We start from the raw sequence: 16,521 nt of genomic DNA on the forward strand, positions 1-16,521 counted from the left end.
CCTTTCAGGATTTGCATGAACACCCTTTTGGAGCCTCCCGGTTATCCTTTCTCCTTGCGCTACCACGCGGTCTTGATGCACGCGAAACATCCGGTCTTCCGACTTCCGAATCCCCTTGTCACTTCTCCGCCACGGCCTCTGCGCCGCGCCTTGCCGTGCCCGGCTTTCTGAATTCACTGAAGAGATCGAGACGTTTTTATGGAATGGATAGCTGACCCCACCGCATGGCTGGGCCTGTTGACGCTAATTGTGCTGGAGCTGGTGCTGGGCATCGACAACCTGGTGTTTATCGCCATCCTTGCCGACAAGCTGCCGCCCGAGCAACGCGACCGTGCGCGGCTCATCGGCTTGTCCCTGGCGTTGCTGATGCGCCTGGGCCTGCTGGCGAGTATTTCGTGGCTGGTGACCCTGACTCAACCGTTGTTCGAGGTGTTCGACAAGAGCTTCTCCGGCCGCGACTTGATCATGCTGTTCGGCGGTGTGTTCTTGTTGTTCAAGGCCACCATGGAATTGCACGAGCGCCTCGAAGGCCATGTCGGCCAACGCACTTCTAACGCAACTTATGCGATGTTCTGGCCGATCGTGGCGCAGATCGTGGTGCTCGATGCGGTGTTCTCCCTCGATGCGGTGATTACCGCTGTGGGCATGGTCGATGAACTGGCCGTGATGATGATCGCGGTGATTATTTCCATCGGCCTGATGATCGTCGCCAGCAAGCCGCTGACCCGCTTCGTCAACGAACACCCGACAGTGATCATGCTCTGTCTGGGCTTTTTGATGATGATCGGTTTCGCGCTGACCGCTGAAGGCCTGGGCTTCCACATTCCGAAGGGCTACCTGTACGCGGCCATCGGTTTCTCGATCCTGATCGAGGTCTTCAACCAGATTGCCCGGGCGCGCCGTAAAAAATCGATGCAGGGCCTGCGCCCGATACGTGAGCGCACGGCCCACGCCGTGATGCGCCTGCTGGGTGGCCGCACGCTGGCGGTGGAGGAGGTTGGAGAAGAAATTGCCGACCTGCTGGACAACGGTGAAGTACCGAGCACAGGTCTGTTCGACCGTCGCGAACGGGTGATGATCAGTGGTGTGCTGCAACTCGCCGAGCGACCGATCCGCACCTTGATGACGGTGCGCGCTGATGTCGATCACATTGATCTGTCCGATGATGCCGAAGCCATTCGCACGCGCCTGATGAATTCGTCCTATTCACGCCTGCCGCTGATTCGCGATGGCGCGGTGGATGAACCGCTGGGCTTCGTGCACAAGAAGGAATTGCTCAAGGAATACCTGGCCGGCAACCAGCCCGGCCTTGAGTGTCTGGCGCGTAAGACCATCAACTTGCTGGACAGTTACTCGATCCTCAATGCCTTGGAACAGATGCGCAAAGCCTCGACGCACATTGCGTTTGTGGTCAATGAGTTCGGTGACTTTGTCGGTGTCTTGACCATGACAGACATTCTCGAATCGATCGCCGGCGAGTTGCCGGATGCCAGCGAAATCGAGGGCCCGGATGTGGTCGAGGAGAACGGTGGGTTCATGGTCAGCGGCGCGTTGAACCTGGCACGGGTGCGACAGCGGACCGGGTTTGCGGCAGAGCCTACCGACGACTATCAAACCCTTGCCGGGCTGGTGGTGAGCCTGCTGGATCGCCTGCCGATGATCGGTGACAGCCATGAGTGGGAAGGCTGGCGGCTCACGGTGGCGGCGGTTGAGGAGCGGCGGGTGACGCGGGTGTTGCTGGAGCGCGCTGTTTAGATCGTTTCCGTGCGTGGGAATGATCATTGCTCAAGCCCCGATCAACCTGTGCGCCCGAGGAACGGTGCACAGTCTGTGCAGGGTCTGGCGTAACCACGCCAGATCGTGAACCGGTTTTCGGGTCACCGTTGCCGGTTTCACCCTGCCGATGTGCCTGGCGAACTCTTCCTGCAGGGTTTGTTCAGTGCCGATGCCTTTGAGCTTTTTCAGTAGCTTCCCGTCCTTGTAAAACAGCACGGTCGGGGTGCCGGTGACGTTCGGGTGCCGAGGCGATTCGCTGGTGTCCAGCATGTAAATGTGCGCGTGATGCCGATAAGCCTCGGCGATCTGGCGAAAGATCGGCCCGGCCATTTCGCAGGCCATGCAAGGTGGACTGCCGAAGTACAAAATCACCGGGCGCCAGGTTTTCAGGGCTTTGCGGTAGACCGGAGCCAGTGCGTTGCGGGTGTTTGCCGAGCGCATTGAAACCTCCTTTTTCACTGTCCTTGAGAGTCTGTCGACGGTAAAGGAGTGGAAGCGGGTGGGTCTACTGTCAGAAATTACAGGTAGATTTTCCTACGGTTATCAGGAATCGACTTACCGGCTTGTAGGATCAGCCCGACAGCAATCACGGAAAGCCAGAAGTGCGTAACGTGATACTTTTTTCCTTCCGTCAATGAAGGCGGTCATGGACTGGGAAGGGGTGGCTAAAACAATGAGTGAGAACCTGGAGCGCAAGATAAATCCACGAAATGACAGGCAACAGGCGACATATGGTGAACGCCATCTTTATGCCGAAAGGATAGAGGCAGAGATGCTTTGGAGTGCTATTTTGAGCACCTCTAAAAGCACCCTAAGGAACAACTTCATGACACATATCGTGCTTTCGCAGGTGGTGGCCAGCATCTCTGAACTGAAAAAAAACCCGATGGGCACCGTCGCTGCCGGCGGTGGTTTGTCTGTTGCAATTCTTAACCGCAATGAACCGGCTTTCTATTGTGTTCCCGCCAAAGAATACGAAGCCTTGATAAATCGCCTGGAGGATCTGGAGTTGCTTGCCCTTTGTAAAGAAAGGGAAGACGACCCAACCATTAAGGTTTCGATTGATGACCTATGAGCTGGAGTTTTCTGAAAAAGCCTGGAAAGAGTGGAAAAAGCTTGGCGTAAATCTGAAGGATCAGTTCAAAAAGAAGCTTCAAGAGCGACTTTTAAACCCGCACGTTCCCGCAGACCGACTCATCGGGCTTGGAAATGCTTACAAAATCAAGCTTCGGAGTGCCGGGTATCGAATGGTTTATCGCGTTAGGGATGAAGTATTGGTGGTGACGGTGATAGCGGTGGGAAAAAGAGAGCGGGGCGAAGTTTACAAGGATGCGGTCACTCGCTGATGCGCTTTGCTGAAATCCATTCTCATCTGCCTTTTCCGATGACAAGCCGCACCGGATTAACTCGTCAAATGCCCCAACTGTGAACCACGTACCCGCACGTTGTAGCCAACGGTAGCGGAGCTCGCTGGTGCGTTTCTTAACATTATTTTTGTTTTTTTTATCCATCCATCTGATTTAACACACTTTTCAATCTCCCCAACATTCCCCTCGCAACCTGTGGCACACTTTCTGCTGTCTATTCCGTTGTTACATACCAGCGTCCGGTATAGCGGAATAAACATCACCCTGGAGTGCTTGCCATGCATCGCCGACCTTCCTTGTTCAAAGCGTGTATTTTTCTTGTCGCAGCGTCTGCTGCTGCCATGGGCGTGGCCCAGGCGGCGGAGGGCAAGCTCGATAGCGTGCTGGCCCGCGGGAAACTGATTGTGGGCACGGGCAGTACCAATGCGCCGTGGCACTTCCAGGGAGCGGATGGCAAGTTGCAGGGGTTCGATATCGATATCGGGCGCATGATCGCCAAGGGCTTGTTCAACGACCCGACCAAGGTCGAGTTCGTGGTGCAGTCGTCCGATGCGCGGATTCCCAACCTGCTGACTGACAAGGTCGACATCAGTTGCCAGTTCATCACCGTGACCGCCAGCCGTGCGCAGCAGGTGGCGTTCACCCTGCCGTACTACCGCGAAGGCGTCGGCCTGCTGTTGCCGGCCAACAGCAAGTACAAGGAAATCGAAGACCTCAAGGCGGCCAACGACAGCGTGACCGTGGCGGTGCTGCAGAACGTGTACGCCGAAGAGCTGGTGCATCAAGCCTTGCCCAAAGCCAAGGTCGATCAGTACGACAGCGTTGATTTGATGTATCAGGCCGTCAACTCTGGCCGTGCCGACGCCGCGGCTACCGATCAGTCGTCGGTGAAATACCTGATGGTGCAGAACCCTGGCCGCTATCGCAGCCCGGCTTACGCCTGGAGCCCACAGACTTACGCCTGCGCGGTCAAACGTGGCGATCAGGACTGGCTGAACTTCGTCAACACCACCTTGCATGAAGCCATGACCGGCGTTGAGTTCCCGACTTACGCGGCGTCCTTCAAGCAATGGTTCGGCGTTGACCTGCCGACTCCCGCCATCGGTTTTCCCGTCGAATTCAAATGATCCCGTGAGAGCGGGGCGCCCATGACGCGCCCCGTTCAAGGTACTGCTGACCATGAACTATCAGTTGAACTTTGCCGCCGTGTGGCGCGATTTCGACACCTTGCTGGCGGGGCTCGGTCTGGGCCTTGAGCTGGCGCTGGTGTCGATCGCCATCGGTTGCGTGATCGGCCTGATGATGGCGTTTGCTTTGCTGTCAAAGCACCGCGCCTTGCGGGTGCTGGCGTCGGTGTATGTGACGGTGATCCGCAATACGCCGATTCTGGTGTTAATTCTGTTGATCTACTTCGCGTTGCCGGGCCTGGGGATCCGTCTGGACAAGATCCCGTCGTTCATCATCACCTTGTCGCTGTATGCCGGGGCGTACCTGACTGAAGTGTTCCGCGGCGGCTTGTTGAGCATTCCCAAGGGACAGCGTGAAGCCGGGTTGGCCATCGGGCTCGGTGAGTGGCAGGTCAAGGCCTACGTCACCGTGCCGGTGATGCTGCGCAATGTGTTGCCGGCTCTGTCGAACAACTTCATTTCCCTGTTCAAGGACACCTCGCTGGCCGCCGCAATTGCGGTGCCGGAGCTGACCTATTACGCGCGCAAGATCAATGTCGAGAGCTACCGGGTGATTGAAACCTGGCTGGTGACCACAGCGCTTTATGTGGCGGCCTGTTACCTCATTGCCATGATGCTGCGTTACCTCGAGCAGCGTCTGGCGATCCGCCGATAGGAGGCCCACATGTACGAATCCCCTAGTTGGTTGCATGAGTTGTGGGTCGCACGGGAGGTGCTTTGGCAAGGCTTTTTGACCAGTGTGCAGGTCTCGGCCCTGGCGATTTTGCTTGGCACGCTGGTCGGTATTGTCGCCGGGCTGGTGCTGACCTACGGCAAGTTCTGGATGCGCGCGCCGTTCCGGTTCTACGTGGACATTATTCGCGGCACGCCGGTGTTTGTGCTGGTGCTGGCCTGCTTTTACATGGCGCCCGCGTTGGGCTGGCAGATCAGCGCCTTTCAGGCCGGCGCCTTGGGACTGACACTGTTTTGCGGCTCCCACGTCGCGGAGATTGTGCGCGGTGCGTTGCAAGCGTTACCCAGTGGTCAGATGGAAGCGAGCAAGGCCATCGGCCTGACGTTTTATCAATCCCTCGGCTACGTGTTGTTGCCCCAGGCGTTGCGGCAGATCCTGCCGACCTGGGTCAACTCGTCCACCGAGATCGTCAAGGCCTCGACCTTGCTGTCGGTCATTGGTGTGGCGGAATTGTTGCTCAGCACGCAGCAGATCATCGCCCGCACCTTCATGACGCTGGAGTTTTACCTGTTCGCCGGATTTCTGTTTTTCGTCATCAACTACGCCATCGAATTACTCGGCCGGCACATTGAAAAGCGGGTGGCCTTGCCATGACTCAACCTCAAGTTTCGACACAGAACCAGGCCCTGCTGGACATTCGCGGCCTGCACAAACAGTACGGCAAGCTTGAAGTGCTCAAGGGCGTCGACCTGACCCTGCAGCGCGGCAACGTGGTCACGCTGATCGGCTCCAGCGGTTCGGGCAAGACCACGTTGCTGCGTTGCGTGAACATGCTCGAAGAATTCCAGGGCGGGCAGATCATGCTCGATGGCGAGTCCATCGGTTATGACGAGGTCAACGGCAAGCGCGTGCGCCACGCGGAAAAAGTCATCGCTCGGCATCGGGCAATGACCGGCATGGCGTTCCAGCAGTTCAACCTGTTCCCGCACCTGACCGCGTTGCAGAACGTCACCCTTGGCTTGCTCAAGGTCAAGAAGCTGCACAAGGACGAAGCCGTGGCGCTGGCGGAGAAATGGCTGGAGCGGGTCGGCTTGCTGGAGCGGCGTGATCACTATCCCGGTCAGTTGTCCGGCGGTCAGCAACAGCGCGTGGCTATTGCCCGGGCGATTGCGATGAACCCGAGCCTGATGCTGTTTGATGAAGTGACCTCGGCCCTCGACCCGGAACTGGTCGGCGAAGTGCTGAACGTGATCAAGGGCCTGGCCGATGAAGGCATGACCATGTTGCTGGTGACCCACGAAATGCGTTTTGCCTTCGAGGTCTCGGACAAGATCGTATTCATGAATCAAGGGCGGATCGAAGAGCAGGGGCCACCCAAGGAGCTGTTCGAACGACCGCAATCGCCGCGTCTGGCTGAGTTTCTCAAGAACACGCGATTTTAACTTTTTTCTTTTCAATCAGGAGAAACACTCATGAGCATTACTCGTTACGGCGCCGGCAGCAGCGCCGCTGGCGGTACGCCTCGTCCTTTCGCCCGCGCCGTTGAAGCCGATGGCTGGCTGCACGTTTCTGGCCAAGTGCCGGCGGTGGATGGCGAGATCATTGTTGGCGGCATCGTCGAGCAGACTCACCAGACCATGAAGAACCTGATCGCAATTCTCGAAGAGGCCGGTTATGGCCTGGAAGATGTGGTGCGTGCCGGGGTGTGGCTGGAAGATCCGCGGGATTTCACCAGTTTCAACAAGATCTTCTCCGAGTACTTCAAACCTGAACATGCGCCGGCACGGGCTTGTGTGCAGGCAAACATGATGGTTGATTGCAAAGTCGAGATCGACTGCATCGCGTACAAGAAAAAGGCCTGAGATTTGCGGTGGTTGATCGTTCCCACGCTCTGCGTGGGAATGCCTCAACGGACGCTCCGCGTCCGCTCTTGGGACGCAGAGCGTCCCGGGCTGCATTCCCACGCAGAGCATGGGAACGATCATTGGCGGTAAACTCCCGGCCACTTTGAATGGGAACCTGATGACATGACCGAAGACACCATCAAGCGCCGGGCTCGCGGTCTGGACCGGGCGTTCGATATCCTCGATTTCCTCAAGGAAGTCGGCAAACCGCTGCGCCCGAATGAAATCGCCAGCGGCATCGACAGCCCGAAATCCACGATCTACGAACTGGTCGCTTCCCTGCTGGAACGACGCATTCTCGAACCCGTGGGCAAGGACGGTCACGTTTATCTCGGCCGGCAGTTGTACTTCCTCGGGCAGGCGCATTTGCGCCATTTCGACCTGACCCGCGAGGCCGATCACGCCCTGCAGGAGATCGTCAGCCAGACCCATGAAACCGCGCAGATGTGCCTGCTCAACGGGCGCAAATACACCGTGGCACTGATGAAAGAGGGGAAGCGGCATTTCCGCATTTCCTCGGACATCGGCGAGAACGCGCCGATCCCCTGGACCGCGTCCGGGCGCCTCCTGCTGACGCACTTGAGCGACCAGCAAATCATCGACCTGATCGACCACGACGACTTCATCCTGCCCGACGGCGAGCGTCTGCCGCTGGAGCAGTTCCTCAAGGAAATCCGTCAGGCCGGTATCGATGGGTTTTTCTCCTTCGATAGCGTCGCCGACACCTTTACCCATTGTTTCGCCGCTCCGGTCAAAGACCCCAGCGGCGTGGCGATTGCGACCCTGTGCATCGTTGCCCCACGGGACGACGCCAAGAACAACTACAACGACTATCGCCGGGTGCTGATCGACAGCGCCAATAGCCTGGCCCGGCGTATCAACGAATAACAGCGGCTGGCTGCAGCCGCGAATGCGAGGAGTTCGACCATGTCTTCTGCCCAAAATACCGCCGCCGTGGAAAAGGGCTTTGCCCAGACCGGCGCCAACCTGGTACGCGACGTCAGCCTGCCTGCGCTGGTGCTGCACCGCGAAGCGCTGGAGCACAACATTCGCTGGATGCAGACGTTTGTCAGCAACAGCGGCGCCGAACTCGCACCTCATGGCAAAACCAGCATGACCCCTGCGCTGTTCCGCCGCCAACTGGACGCCGGCGCCTGGGGCATCACCCTGGCCAGCGCCACACAAACCCGCGCGGCTTACGCCCATGGCGTGCGTCGGGTGTTGATGGCCAACCAACTGGTCGGCACGCCGAACATGGCACTGATCGCCGATTTGCTGGCGGACCCGACCTTCGATTTCCATTGCATGGTCGATCACCCGGACAACGTTGCTGACTTGGGGACCTATTTCGCCTCGCGTGGTGTGCGCCTGAACGTGATGATCGAGTACGGCGTGGTTGGCGGCCGTTGCGGTTGCCGCAGTGAAGAAGAAGTGGTCGCGCTGGCCAAAGCCATCAACGCTCAACCGGCGCTGGCGCTGACCGGGATTGAAGGCTACGAAGGCGTGATCCACGGTGATCATGCGGTCACCGGTATTCGTGAATTCGCTGCGTCCCTGGTGCGTCTGGCCGTGCAGTTGCAGGACAGCGGCGCGTTCGCGATTCCCAAGCCGATCATCACCGCCTCGGGCTCGGCCTGGTACGACTTGATCGCTGAGTCCTTTGAAGCGCAGAACGCCAGCGGACGTTTCCTCAGCGTGTTGCGCCCCGGCAGCTACGTGGCTCACGACCATGGCATCTACAAAGAAGCGCAATGCTGCGTACTCGACCGTCGCAGTGACTTGCACGAGGGGCTGCGCCCGGCGCTGGAAGTCTGGGCGCATGTGCAATCGTTGCCGGAGCCGGGTTTCGCGGTGATCGCCCTGGGTAAGCGTGACGTGGCCTACGACGCGGGTTTGCCGGTGCCGTTGCTGCGTTACAAGGCCGGCGTGGTGCCTGCCACCGGCGACGATGTCAGCGCCTGCAAGGTGACGGCAGTCATGGACCAGCATGCGTTCATGACGGTGGCGCCGGGGGTTGAGTTGCGGGTGGGCGACATCATTTCGTTCGGCACTTCGCACCCGTGCCTGACGTTCGACAAATGGCGTACGGGGTGTCTGGTGGATGAGCAGCTGAACGTCATCGAAACCATGGAAACCTGTTTCTAAGGCTTCAGACCGAGGCGTGGCCATCGCGGGCAAGCCTCGCTCCCACAGGATTTGTGTCGGCCGCGAAATCGGCGGCAACCACTGAACCTGTGGGAGCGGGTCTGCTCGCGAAGGCGGCCGACCAGACAACACCGAAACACCAGAGACCCCACAGCATGAACACCATCAACACCCTCGGCCCCAACACCCCGCGCATCGCCCTGATCGGCGAGTGCATGATCGAGTTGCAACAACGCGCCGACGGCAGTCTGCAACAAAGCTTCGGCGGCGATACCCTCAACACCGCGGTCTACCTGTCACGGGAACTGGGCACGAGCGGCGTCGTCGACTACGTCACCGCACTGGGTGACGACAGTTTCAGCGATGCCATGTGCCAGACCTGGGCCGACGAAAACATCGGGCTGGGCATGGTCCAGCGTTTGCCCGGTCGACTGCCCGGTTTGTACTGCATACAGACTGACGCTGCCGGTGAACGACGCTTCCTCTATTGGCGCAACGAAGCGGCCGTCCGCGACTGCTTCACCACCCCGGCCGCCGCGCCGATCCTGGCCGCGCTGCCGGATTACGACGTGCTGTATTTCAGCGGCATCACCTTGGCGGTGCTCGGCGTGCAGGGGCGGGAGAAGTTGCTGGAAACCCTGATCGAAGCCCGGCAGCGGGATGCGCGGATTGTCTTCGATAACAACTACCGGCCACGTTTGTGGGTGTCAGTCGAAGAGGCGCGTGCGGCTTACCGTAGCGTCTTGCCCTATGTCGATCTGGCGTTGTTGACCGTCGATGACGAGCAGGCGCTGTTTCATTTTTCCGATTGCGAGGCGGTGTTTGATGCTTACGAGCAGATTGGCACCCCCGAAGTGGTGCTCAAGCGCGGAGCCGAGTCTTGCTTGATACGCTGTGATGGCGAGTCGTTCGAGGTGCCGACGCAGAAGGTTGAGCGGGTGGTGGACACGACGGCGGCGGGGGATTCGTTCAGTGCGGCGTATCTGGCCAGTCGGCTCAAAGGCGGGAGTGCGGTTGAGGCGGCTGAAGCGGGGCATCGGTTGGCGAGTCGGGTGATTCAAGTGCCGGGTGCACTCATCCCGAGATAAGCAGTGGATGGCCGCTGGCTGCGCCATCGGATCGCGAGCGAGCTCGCTCCCACAGGATTTGTGGTGTGGCTGCTATCTAATGCAACTCAAAAATCCCTGTGGGAGCGGGCTTGCCCGCGATTGGGTCTTTAAGCCAACCCATCAATCCCGATAAAACACCTGCACCAGGTGATAGCCAAATTTGCTCTTGATCGGCCCATGCACCACCCGCAGCGGTTTTTTGAAGATCACCGCGTCGATAACCCCGACCATTTGCCCGGGCCGCACTTCACCCAGGTCGCCGCCGCGTTTGCCGGAAGGGCAGGTGGAATACTTCTTGGCCAGCACATCAAAGGCTTCGCCCTTGGCGATGCGTTGTTTGAGCTGCTCGGCTTCTTCCGAGGTTTTCACCAGAATATGGCGGGCTTGAGCTTTCATGGGGGCTTACCTTGCAACGGTCGTGACAACGAGGCGCGCGATTATGCCTCAACTCACTCCGGTTGGCCGATCATCGTGCGAATCTTGTTGGCCAACAGGTCGATGGAAAACGGTTTGGTGACCATGTCCATGCCTTCTTCCAGAAAGCCCTGGCGTTCGGCGGCTTTCTCCGCGTAACCGGTCATGAACAGCACTTTGAGTTCAGGGCGGTGCTGACGAGCGATTTCCGCCAGTTGTCGGCCGTTCATCCCCGGCAAGCCCACGTCGGTCACCAGCAAATCAACCCGCAGGTCGGATTCCAGCAAGGGCAGGGCGGTCTTCGCATCTTCGGCTTCGTGGGCGTGATAACCCAGCTCGTTGAGCAGGTCGAGCACCAGCATGCGTACCGCCGGGTCGTCTTCCACCAACACCACGGTTTCACCGGCAATCGCCGGCGGCGCTTCGCCCGTCAACGGCAGCAACACGTTTTCCAGTTCTGTGACGTGCAGCCGAGGCAAGTACAAACGAACGCTGGTGCCTTTTCCCGGCACGCTGAACAGGCTGACATGCCCGCCGGATTGCTGGGCGAACCCATAAATCATCGATAACCCCAGCCCGGTGCCCTGGCCGATGGGTTTGGTGGTGAAGAACGGGTCGAAGGCCTTGGCCAGCACCGACGGGGTCATACCGCTGCCGTTATCGCTGACCGCAATCATCACGTAATCCCCGGCCTTGACCGGCTCCAGCGTGGTGATGTCGCTGCCGTCCAGGTAGACGTTGGCGGTTTCGACCAGCAACTCGCCGCCATCGGGCATGGCGTCCCGGGCATTGATCACCAGATTGAGCAGGGCGTTTTCCAGTTGGCTGACGTCGGTGCTCACCGGCCAGACCTCGTCGGCCAGTAACAGTTTGAGCTCGATGTGGTCGCCCTTGGTGCGGCTGAACAAATCTTCCAGGGAATGCACCAGCTCATTGGCGTTCAGCGGCTTGCGATCCAGCGACTGACGCCGGGAGAACGCCAGCAGGCGATGGGTCAGGGCGGCGGCGCGATTGGCCGAGGACACCGCGGCCTCGGTGAAACGCCCGATCTCGGCGGCGCGCCCGTCAGCGATATAGCGCTGCATCAGGTCGAGGCTGCCGATGATCCCGGTCAGCATATTGTTGAAATCGTGGGCGATGCCGCCGGTGAGCTGCCCGACCGCTTCCATCTTCTGCGCATGGCGCAAGGCGTCTTCCGCGCGCTCACGCTCGAACATCTCGTTTTGCAGTCGTTGGTTGGCCTCGGCCAGCTGCTGGGTGCGGGCGGCGACCCGTTCCTCTAGGGTCTCGTTGAGATTACGCAGGGCTTCTTCGGTCTGTTTGCGCTCGGTTTCGTCGATCACGAAGATGTAGAAACCATTCACCGCGCCGTCCGGACCGTGTCGTGGCAGGTAATTCATCAGCGCATGCCGCGTGCTGCCATCGCGATGGGGAGCATCGATGCTGAAACAGCAGGCCTTGCCGGTCAGCGCTTCGGCAATGTGCTCGGCGCGCAGGGCATAGGCGTCCGCGCCCAACACTTCAAGAATGGTTCGCCCGTACAGTTCCTGGGGCGTCAGGCCGTACCAATCCAGGTACGCGGCGTTGTTCAGGCGAAAACGCTCTTCGCGGTCGACGTAACTGATCAGGATCGGCATGGCGTTGATGATCAGTTGCAGCTCGGTCTGACTCTGGCGCAGGGCCTGCTCAGTGTGTTTGCGTTCGGTGAGGTCGAGTGCGGCGCCGAGGAAGCGGATCGGCCGGCCGTGGTGGTCCTTGTAGCAACGCCCCCGGGCAAATACCCAGCGCAGTTGTCCGTCGGGCTGCAGCAAACGATATTCCTCGGCATACTCGGTGCCGTGAGTGATGCAGTGTTTGATGCTGCGGGCGATCATCGCCCGGTCTTCCGGGTGCACTCCCTGGAGGTACTCGCTGATCGGTAACTGGCTGGCCATGGCGGGATCAATGCCGTGCAATTGCGCGAAATGCGCGTCGGCGATGAAGCGGTCTTCGCCGATGTCCCAATCCCAGGTACCGACGGCGTCGGTGGCCGACAGCGCCAGCTGCAGGCGCTGTTCGGTTTCGTGCTGAGCCTTGAGGCTGGCGGCCGAACGCTGTTCGAGTTCCAGCGCGATGCGTCGGCGTTCATTGGTTTCGATGGCGGTGACCAGAATACCGGCGACCTGAGCGTTTTCATCACGGATCGGGCTGTAGGTCAGGTCCAGCCAGAAGTCCGAATCACCCTCGTCGCGCTGCAAGGTAAAGCGTTGTTCGCTGTAGGTTCGCACTTGGCCTTGTAGGACGGCGCTGTAAATGGGGTCGGTAAAGTCCTGGAGTTCTGGCCAGATCTGGTGCGTCGGTTGTCCGAAAGCGTGTGGATGCTTGCTGCCGGCGAGCAGGGCGAAACCGTCGTTGTAGATCTGCGTCAGCTGCGGACCCCACAGCAACAGCATCGGCATCGGCGAATGAATCACGATGTCCACGGCAGTACGCAGGCTCTGTGGCCAGGTACCGGCGGCGCCCAGCGGGGTGCGTGTCCAGTCCAGTCTGGCGATCAAGGCCTGGGCATCGCTGCCCGTCGGTGATGCGTTCATCAAGTTGTCCTGCGCTTAAGTCGGTGTGGCGGCGTCTACTATCCTTGCTGGGTGGTAGACGCTGGATGACCCGCCATGGGTCATTTTTTTCATTGAATGCTTCGCGGGTGCTTTTTGCCATGGAAATCGATGCACTGTTGCAGATACTGGCTAATCAGAATGGATCCGATCTTTACCTCTCAACTGGCGCGCCACCCAGCGCCCGATTCGACGGCGTGCTCAAACCACTGACCGATCAGCCGTTCAAACCGGGAGAAGTCGCGGCCATTGCCGGGTCCATCATGGACGCCGAACAGCGTCTGGAGTTCGATCGGGAACTGGAGATGAACCTGGCGATCTCCTTGGCGGGTGTCGGGCGCTTTCGGGTCAATATTTTCAAGCAACGCAACGATGTGTCGATCGTGGCGCGCAACATCAAACTCGATATCCCGCGTTTTGAGGACCTGAAGTTACCGGCGGTGTTGCTCGACACCGTGATGCTCAAACAAGGACTGATGCTGTTCGTCGGCGCCACCGACTCCGGCAAGTCGACCTCCCTCGCGGCACTGATCGATTACCGCAACCGCCATACCACGGGCCACATCGTCACCATCGAAGACCCGATCGAGTACATTCATCGGCACAAGCAGTCGATCATCAACCAGCGTGAGGTCGGCGTCGATACCCGCAGTTTTCACGCCGCGTTGAAAAACACCCTGCGCCAGGCACCGGACGTGGTACTGATCGGCGAAATCCGCGACCGCGAAACCATGGAACACGCACTGGCGTTTGCCGACACAGGCCATTTGGTGATCTCTACCTTGCACGCGCACAACGCCAATCAGGCGCTGGACCGCATCATCAATTTTTTCCCGGAAGAGCGTCGGACGCAGTTGCTGCATGACCTGGGCAACAATCTCAAGGCGTTCGTATCGCAACGGTTGGTGCGTACCGTCGATGGCCAGCGCCGGGCGGCGGTGGAGGTGATGCTGGGCACGCCGACCATCGGAGACCTGATTCGCAGCAACGAGTTTGCCGATCTCAAGGGGATCATGGAGAAATCGCTGGAATTGGGGATGCAGACCTTTGACGGTGCGCTGTATGCGTTGGTTGTCGAAGGGGCGATCAATGAGGAAGAGGCGTTGAAGCATGCGGATTCGGTGAATAATTTACGGCTGCGGCTGAAGTTGCACAGCGATGCGGCACCGCCTACTCAACCGTCCACTGGAGAGTGGGGGCTCATGGATTAACGCAAATCAAAATGTGGGAGCGAGCCTGCTCGCGATAGCGGTGTGTCAGTCACCTCAATATTGGCTGACCTACCGCTATCGCGAGCAGGCTCGCTCCCACAGTTCATCTTCTTCATTCGTTGAGTTCGGGGCGGTTGCGGAATTGCTCCAGCGCCTCGGGATTGGCCAGCGCATCGGTGTTTTTCACCTTTTGCCCATGCACTACATTCCTCACGGCCAATTCGACGACTTTGCCGCTGATGGTCCGGGGAATATCGGTCACCGCGACAATCTTCGCCGGGACATGCCGGGGCGTGGTGTTGGCGCGGATGACCTGGCGGATCTGCTGCTGCAATGCTTCATCCAGTTCGACGCCGTCGCGCAACTTCACGAACAGCACCACCCGCACGTCATCCTGCCATTGCTGACCAATGGCCACGCTGTCCAGTACCTGCGGCACCTTTTCCACCTGACGATAGATTTCCGCGGTGCCGATGCGCACGCCGCCGGGATTGAGCACTGCGTCCGAGCGGCCGTGGATCATCATTGCGCCGTGGGGCAGTTGTTCGGCGTAATCGCCCTGGGCCCACACGCCGGGGAACTGACTGAAATATGAAGCGTGCAGCTTTTCTTGCTGCGGGTCATTCCAGAAACCGATGGGCATTGCCGGGAAGTGCCGGGTACAGACCAGCTCACCTTTCTCGCCGACCACAGGTTTACCGTCGTCGTTCCAGACTTCGACCGCCATGCCCAGGCTCTTGCCTTGTATTTCACCACGGCGCACGGGTTCAAACGGGTTGCTGTTCACAAAGCACGAAACGATGTCGGTACCACCAGACATCGAGGCCAGGCACAGGTCGCTCTTGAGGTCGCGATACACGTAATCGTAACTTTGAGGCGACAACGCGGACCCGGTGCAGAGCAGGGTTTTCAGGCTGCTCAGGTCATGACTCTCACGGGGTTTGATGCCGTTGGTTTCAAGAGTCGCGAGGAACTTGGGGCTGGTGCCGAAGACGCTGATGCGTTCATCGTCGATCAGGTCGATCAAGCGCACGGGGTCTGGATGGAATGGCGAGCCGTCGTACAGCACCACCGCGCTGCCCACGGCCAGGGCCGAGACCAGCCAGTTCCACATCATCCATCCGCAGGTGGTGTAGTAAAACAACCGGTCGCCGGGGCCGAGATCGCAATGCAGTCCATGTTCCTTGACGTGTTGCAGCAGCACGCCGCCGGTGCTGTGGATGATGCATTTCGGCACGCCGGTGGTGCCGCTGGAATAGAGGATGTACAGCGGATGGGCGAAAGGCACGGGGACGAAATCCGGCTCGCCGCCGATGTCGTAGAAATCATCCCATAGCGTTACGTTGGCCCGGGTGTGGAAATGCTCGATGTGGGCCTGTGGTCGGGCGTAAGGCACCACGATCAACTGTTGCAAGGACGGCAGGCGTTCGAGGATTTCGTTGACCTTGGCGGTCTGGTCGATGTCCTTGCCGGCATAGCGGTAACCGGCGCAGGTGATGAGCACTTTCGGTTCGATCTGGCCGAAGCGGTCGATCACGCCCTGGGTGCCGAAGTCCGGTGATGAGCACGACCAGATCGCCCCGAGGCTGGTGGTGCCGAGCATGGCCACCAGGGTTTGCCAGGTATTGGGCATGCACGCGGCGATACGGTCGCCGAGGCCGACGCCGGCAGCGATCAAACTGTGTTGGAAACCGGCGACATGCTCGGCCAGTTCAGCCCAGGTCAGGTGTTCGCGCTGACCGTTCTCGCCAATGGCAATGACCGCTATGGCATCGTCGCGGCGGCGCAGCAGGTGTTCGGCGAAATTCAGGGTGGCGCCAGGAAACCACTGGGCGCTGGGCATGTGTGGGCCTTCCACCAACACCGCGTCCGGTTGATCGTGGAAGCGGATGTCGAAGCAATCGACGATCGCCTGCCAGAATGCTTCGCGCTGATCGATGGACCATTGGTGCAGGGCCGGGTAGTCGTCGAGGTGGATGTTGTGCCGCTTGATGATGAAGCACCGGAAGGCGTCCATGCGGGTTTTGCTGATGCGATTGGCGCTGGGTTTCCACAAAACGTCTGACATGAGTGTCCCCTTAATCTTTTTATTGCACTCGCGTTGGCTCTTGTGGCGAGGGAGCTTGCTCCCGCTCGGCTGCGCA

General features: G+C 59.4%; 16 protein-coding genes. 12 read left to right on the forward strand and 4 right to left on the reverse strand.

Annotated elements, in window-relative coordinates; all coding sequences use genetic code 11:
* Positions 1-198: 198 nt before the first annotated feature.
* Entirely contained in the window at positions 199-1,755 is a 1,557-nt protein-coding gene (locus ACYZT8_RS13430) for a TerC family protein (RefSeq protein ID WP_461981803.1), read from the forward strand.
* A gap of 30 nt (positions 1,756-1,785) precedes the next feature.
* On the opposite strand, the gene ACYZT8_RS13435 is transcribed toward ACYZT8_RS13430, so the two are convergent.
* Positions 1,786-2,217, reverse strand: a complete 432-nt coding sequence (locus tag ACYZT8_RS13435) for a thioredoxin family protein (protein ID WP_461981805.1) — start codon at positions 2,215-2,217, stop codon at positions 1,786-1,788.
* 385 nt (positions 2,218-2,602) lie between these two features.
* On the opposite strand from ACYZT8_RS13435, the gene ACYZT8_RS13440 reads away from it, so the two are divergent.
* The 10 genes from ACYZT8_RS13440 (at position 2,603) to ACYZT8_RS13485 (ending at position 10,140) form a co-directional block, all read left to right on the forward strand.
* Positions 2,603-2,851 carry a type II toxin-antitoxin system Phd/YefM family antitoxin gene (locus ACYZT8_RS13440; RefSeq protein WP_461982460.1) on the forward strand — a complete coding sequence of 83 codons (249 nt, stop codon included), beginning with the start codon at positions 2,603-2,605 and terminating at the stop codon, positions 2,849-2,851.
* Positions 2,841-3,122, forward strand: coding sequence for a type II toxin-antitoxin system RelE family toxin (locus tag ACYZT8_RS13445; RefSeq protein ID WP_461981807.1), 282 nt, complete (start codon positions 2,841-2,843; stop codon positions 3,120-3,122). The genes ACYZT8_RS13440 and ACYZT8_RS13445 overlap by 11 nt, the downstream gene beginning before the upstream one ends.
* Positions 3,123-3,421: 299 nt before the next feature.
* The gene (locus ACYZT8_RS13450) at positions 3,422-4,270 is read left to right on the forward strand and encodes a transporter substrate-binding domain-containing protein (protein WP_461981809.1); all 849 of its coding nucleotides are present in this window, start codon (positions 3,422-3,424) and stop codon (positions 4,268-4,270) included.
* 52 nt (positions 4,271-4,322) lie between these two features.
* The gene (locus tag ACYZT8_RS13455) at positions 4,323-4,985 is read left to right on the forward strand and encodes an amino acid ABC transporter permease (protein ID WP_150716893.1); all 663 of its coding nucleotides are present in this window, start codon (positions 4,323-4,325) and stop codon (positions 4,983-4,985) included.
* Positions 4,986-4,994: 9 nt separating this feature from the next.
* On the forward strand, positions 4,995-5,657 hold the full coding sequence (locus ACYZT8_RS13460) for an amino acid ABC transporter permease (RefSeq protein ID WP_461981812.1): 663 nt from the start codon (positions 4,995-4,997) through the stop codon (positions 5,655-5,657).
* Complete coding sequence (locus ACYZT8_RS13465; protein WP_461958619.1) at positions 5,654-6,445, forward strand: amino acid ABC transporter ATP-binding protein; 792 nt, start codon at positions 5,654-5,656, stop codon at positions 6,443-6,445. The genes ACYZT8_RS13460 and ACYZT8_RS13465 overlap by 4 nt, the downstream gene beginning before the upstream one ends.
* A 30-nt stretch (positions 6,446-6,475) precedes the next feature.
* Entirely contained in the window at positions 6,476-6,865 is a 390-nt protein-coding gene (locus ACYZT8_RS13470) for a RidA family protein (protein WP_461981814.1), read from the forward strand.
* 165 nt (positions 6,866-7,030) lie between these two features.
* A complete protein-coding gene (locus tag ACYZT8_RS13475) occupies positions 7,031-7,795 on the forward strand; it encodes an IclR family transcriptional regulator (protein WP_461981816.1) in 765 nt (254 codons plus the stop codon).
* Positions 7,796-7,834: 39 nt separating this feature from the next.
* Positions 7,835-9,052, forward strand: coding sequence for an amino acid deaminase (locus tag ACYZT8_RS13480; RefSeq protein ID WP_461981818.1), 1,218 nt, complete (start codon positions 7,835-7,837; stop codon positions 9,050-9,052).
* A gap of 155 nt (positions 9,053-9,207) precedes the next feature.
* A complete protein-coding gene (locus ACYZT8_RS13485; protein ID WP_461981820.1) occupies positions 9,208-10,140 on the forward strand; it encodes a sugar kinase in 933 nt (310 codons plus the stop codon).
* A 141-nt stretch (positions 10,141-10,281) separates the two neighbouring features.
* Here the strand turns inward: ACYZT8_RS13485 and ACYZT8_RS13490 are convergent, their stop codons facing one another.
* Together ACYZT8_RS13490 and ACYZT8_RS13495 are read right to left on the reverse strand one after the other, a co-directional pair.
* Positions 10,282-10,557 (reverse strand): peptidylprolyl isomerase, encoded by a 276-nt coding sequence (locus ACYZT8_RS13490; protein WP_007898282.1) that lies wholly within the window; start codon positions 10,555-10,557, stop codon positions 10,282-10,284.
* Positions 10,558-10,610: 53 nt separating this feature from the next.
* Entirely contained in the window at positions 10,611-13,148 is a 2,538-nt protein-coding gene (locus tag ACYZT8_RS13495; RefSeq protein WP_461981822.1) for a PAS domain-containing hybrid sensor histidine kinase/response regulator, read from the reverse strand.
* 119 nt (positions 13,149-13,267) lie between these two features.
* Here ACYZT8_RS13495 and ACYZT8_RS13500 point away from each other — a divergent pair, with 119 nt between their 5' ends.
* Positions 13,268-14,377: a PilT/PilU family type 4a pilus ATPase gene (locus tag ACYZT8_RS13500; RefSeq protein ID WP_461981824.1), complete on the forward strand. Its 1,110-nt coding sequence runs from the start codon at positions 13,268-13,270 to the stop codon at positions 14,375-14,377.
* Between the two features lie 112 nt (positions 14,378-14,489).
* On the opposite strand, the gene ACYZT8_RS13505 is transcribed toward ACYZT8_RS13500, so the two are convergent.
* Positions 14,490-16,445, reverse strand: a complete 1,956-nt coding sequence (locus ACYZT8_RS13505; RefSeq protein WP_461981826.1) for an acetoacetate--CoA ligase — start codon at positions 16,443-16,445, stop codon at positions 14,490-14,492.
* Positions 16,446-16,521 lie beyond the last annotated feature (76 nt).

Source organism: Pseudomonas sp. LB3P93, assembly GCF_054898025.1.

What these genes read in the sequence shown, in the direction of transcription:
- ACYZT8_RS13430 (WP_461981803.1), top strand. Translation starts at nt 199, where the DNA reads ATGGAATGGATAGCTGACCCCACCGCATGGCTGGGCCTGTTGACGCTA.
- ACYZT8_RS13435 (WP_461981805.1), bottom strand. Translation starts at nt 2,217, where the DNA reads ATGCGCTCGGCAAACACCCGCAACGCACTGGCTCCGGTCTACCGCAAA.
- ACYZT8_RS13440 (WP_461982460.1), top strand. Translation starts at nt 2,603, where the DNA reads ATGACACATATCGTGCTTTCGCAGGTGGTGGCCAGCATCTCTGAACTG.
- ACYZT8_RS13445 (WP_461981807.1), top strand. Translation starts at nt 2,841, where the DNA reads ATGACCTATGAGCTGGAGTTTTCTGAAAAAGCCTGGAAAGAGTGGAAA.
- ACYZT8_RS13450 (WP_461981809.1), top strand. Translation starts at nt 3,422, where the DNA reads ATGCATCGCCGACCTTCCTTGTTCAAAGCGTGTATTTTTCTTGTCGCA.
- ACYZT8_RS13455 (WP_150716893.1), top strand. Translation starts at nt 4,323, where the DNA reads ATGAACTATCAGTTGAACTTTGCCGCCGTGTGGCGCGATTTCGACACC.
- ACYZT8_RS13460 (WP_461981812.1), top strand. Translation starts at nt 4,995, where the DNA reads ATGTACGAATCCCCTAGTTGGTTGCATGAGTTGTGGGTCGCACGGGAG.
- ACYZT8_RS13465 (WP_461958619.1), top strand. Translation starts at nt 5,654, where the DNA reads ATGACTCAACCTCAAGTTTCGACACAGAACCAGGCCCTGCTGGACATT.
- ACYZT8_RS13470 (WP_461981814.1), top strand. Translation starts at nt 6,476, where the DNA reads ATGAGCATTACTCGTTACGGCGCCGGCAGCAGCGCCGCTGGCGGTACG.
- ACYZT8_RS13475 (WP_461981816.1), top strand. Translation starts at nt 7,031, where the DNA reads ATGACCGAAGACACCATCAAGCGCCGGGCTCGCGGTCTGGACCGGGCG.
- ACYZT8_RS13480 (WP_461981818.1), top strand. Translation starts at nt 7,835, where the DNA reads ATGTCTTCTGCCCAAAATACCGCCGCCGTGGAAAAGGGCTTTGCCCAG.
- ACYZT8_RS13485 (WP_461981820.1), top strand. Translation starts at nt 9,208, where the DNA reads ATGAACACCATCAACACCCTCGGCCCCAACACCCCGCGCATCGCCCTG.
- ACYZT8_RS13490 (WP_007898282.1), bottom strand. Translation starts at nt 10,557, where the DNA reads ATGAAAGCTCAAGCCCGCCATATTCTGGTGAAAACCTCGGAAGAAGCC.
- ACYZT8_RS13495 (WP_461981822.1), bottom strand. Translation starts at nt 13,148, where the DNA reads ATGAACGCATCACCGACGGGCAGCGATGCCCAGGCCTTGATCGCCAGA.
- ACYZT8_RS13500 (WP_461981824.1), top strand. Translation starts at nt 13,268, where the DNA reads ATGGAAATCGATGCACTGTTGCAGATACTGGCTAATCAGAATGGATCC.
- ACYZT8_RS13505 (WP_461981826.1), bottom strand. Translation starts at nt 16,445, where the DNA reads ATGTCAGACGTTTTGTGGAAACCCAGCGCCAATCGCATCAGCAAAACC.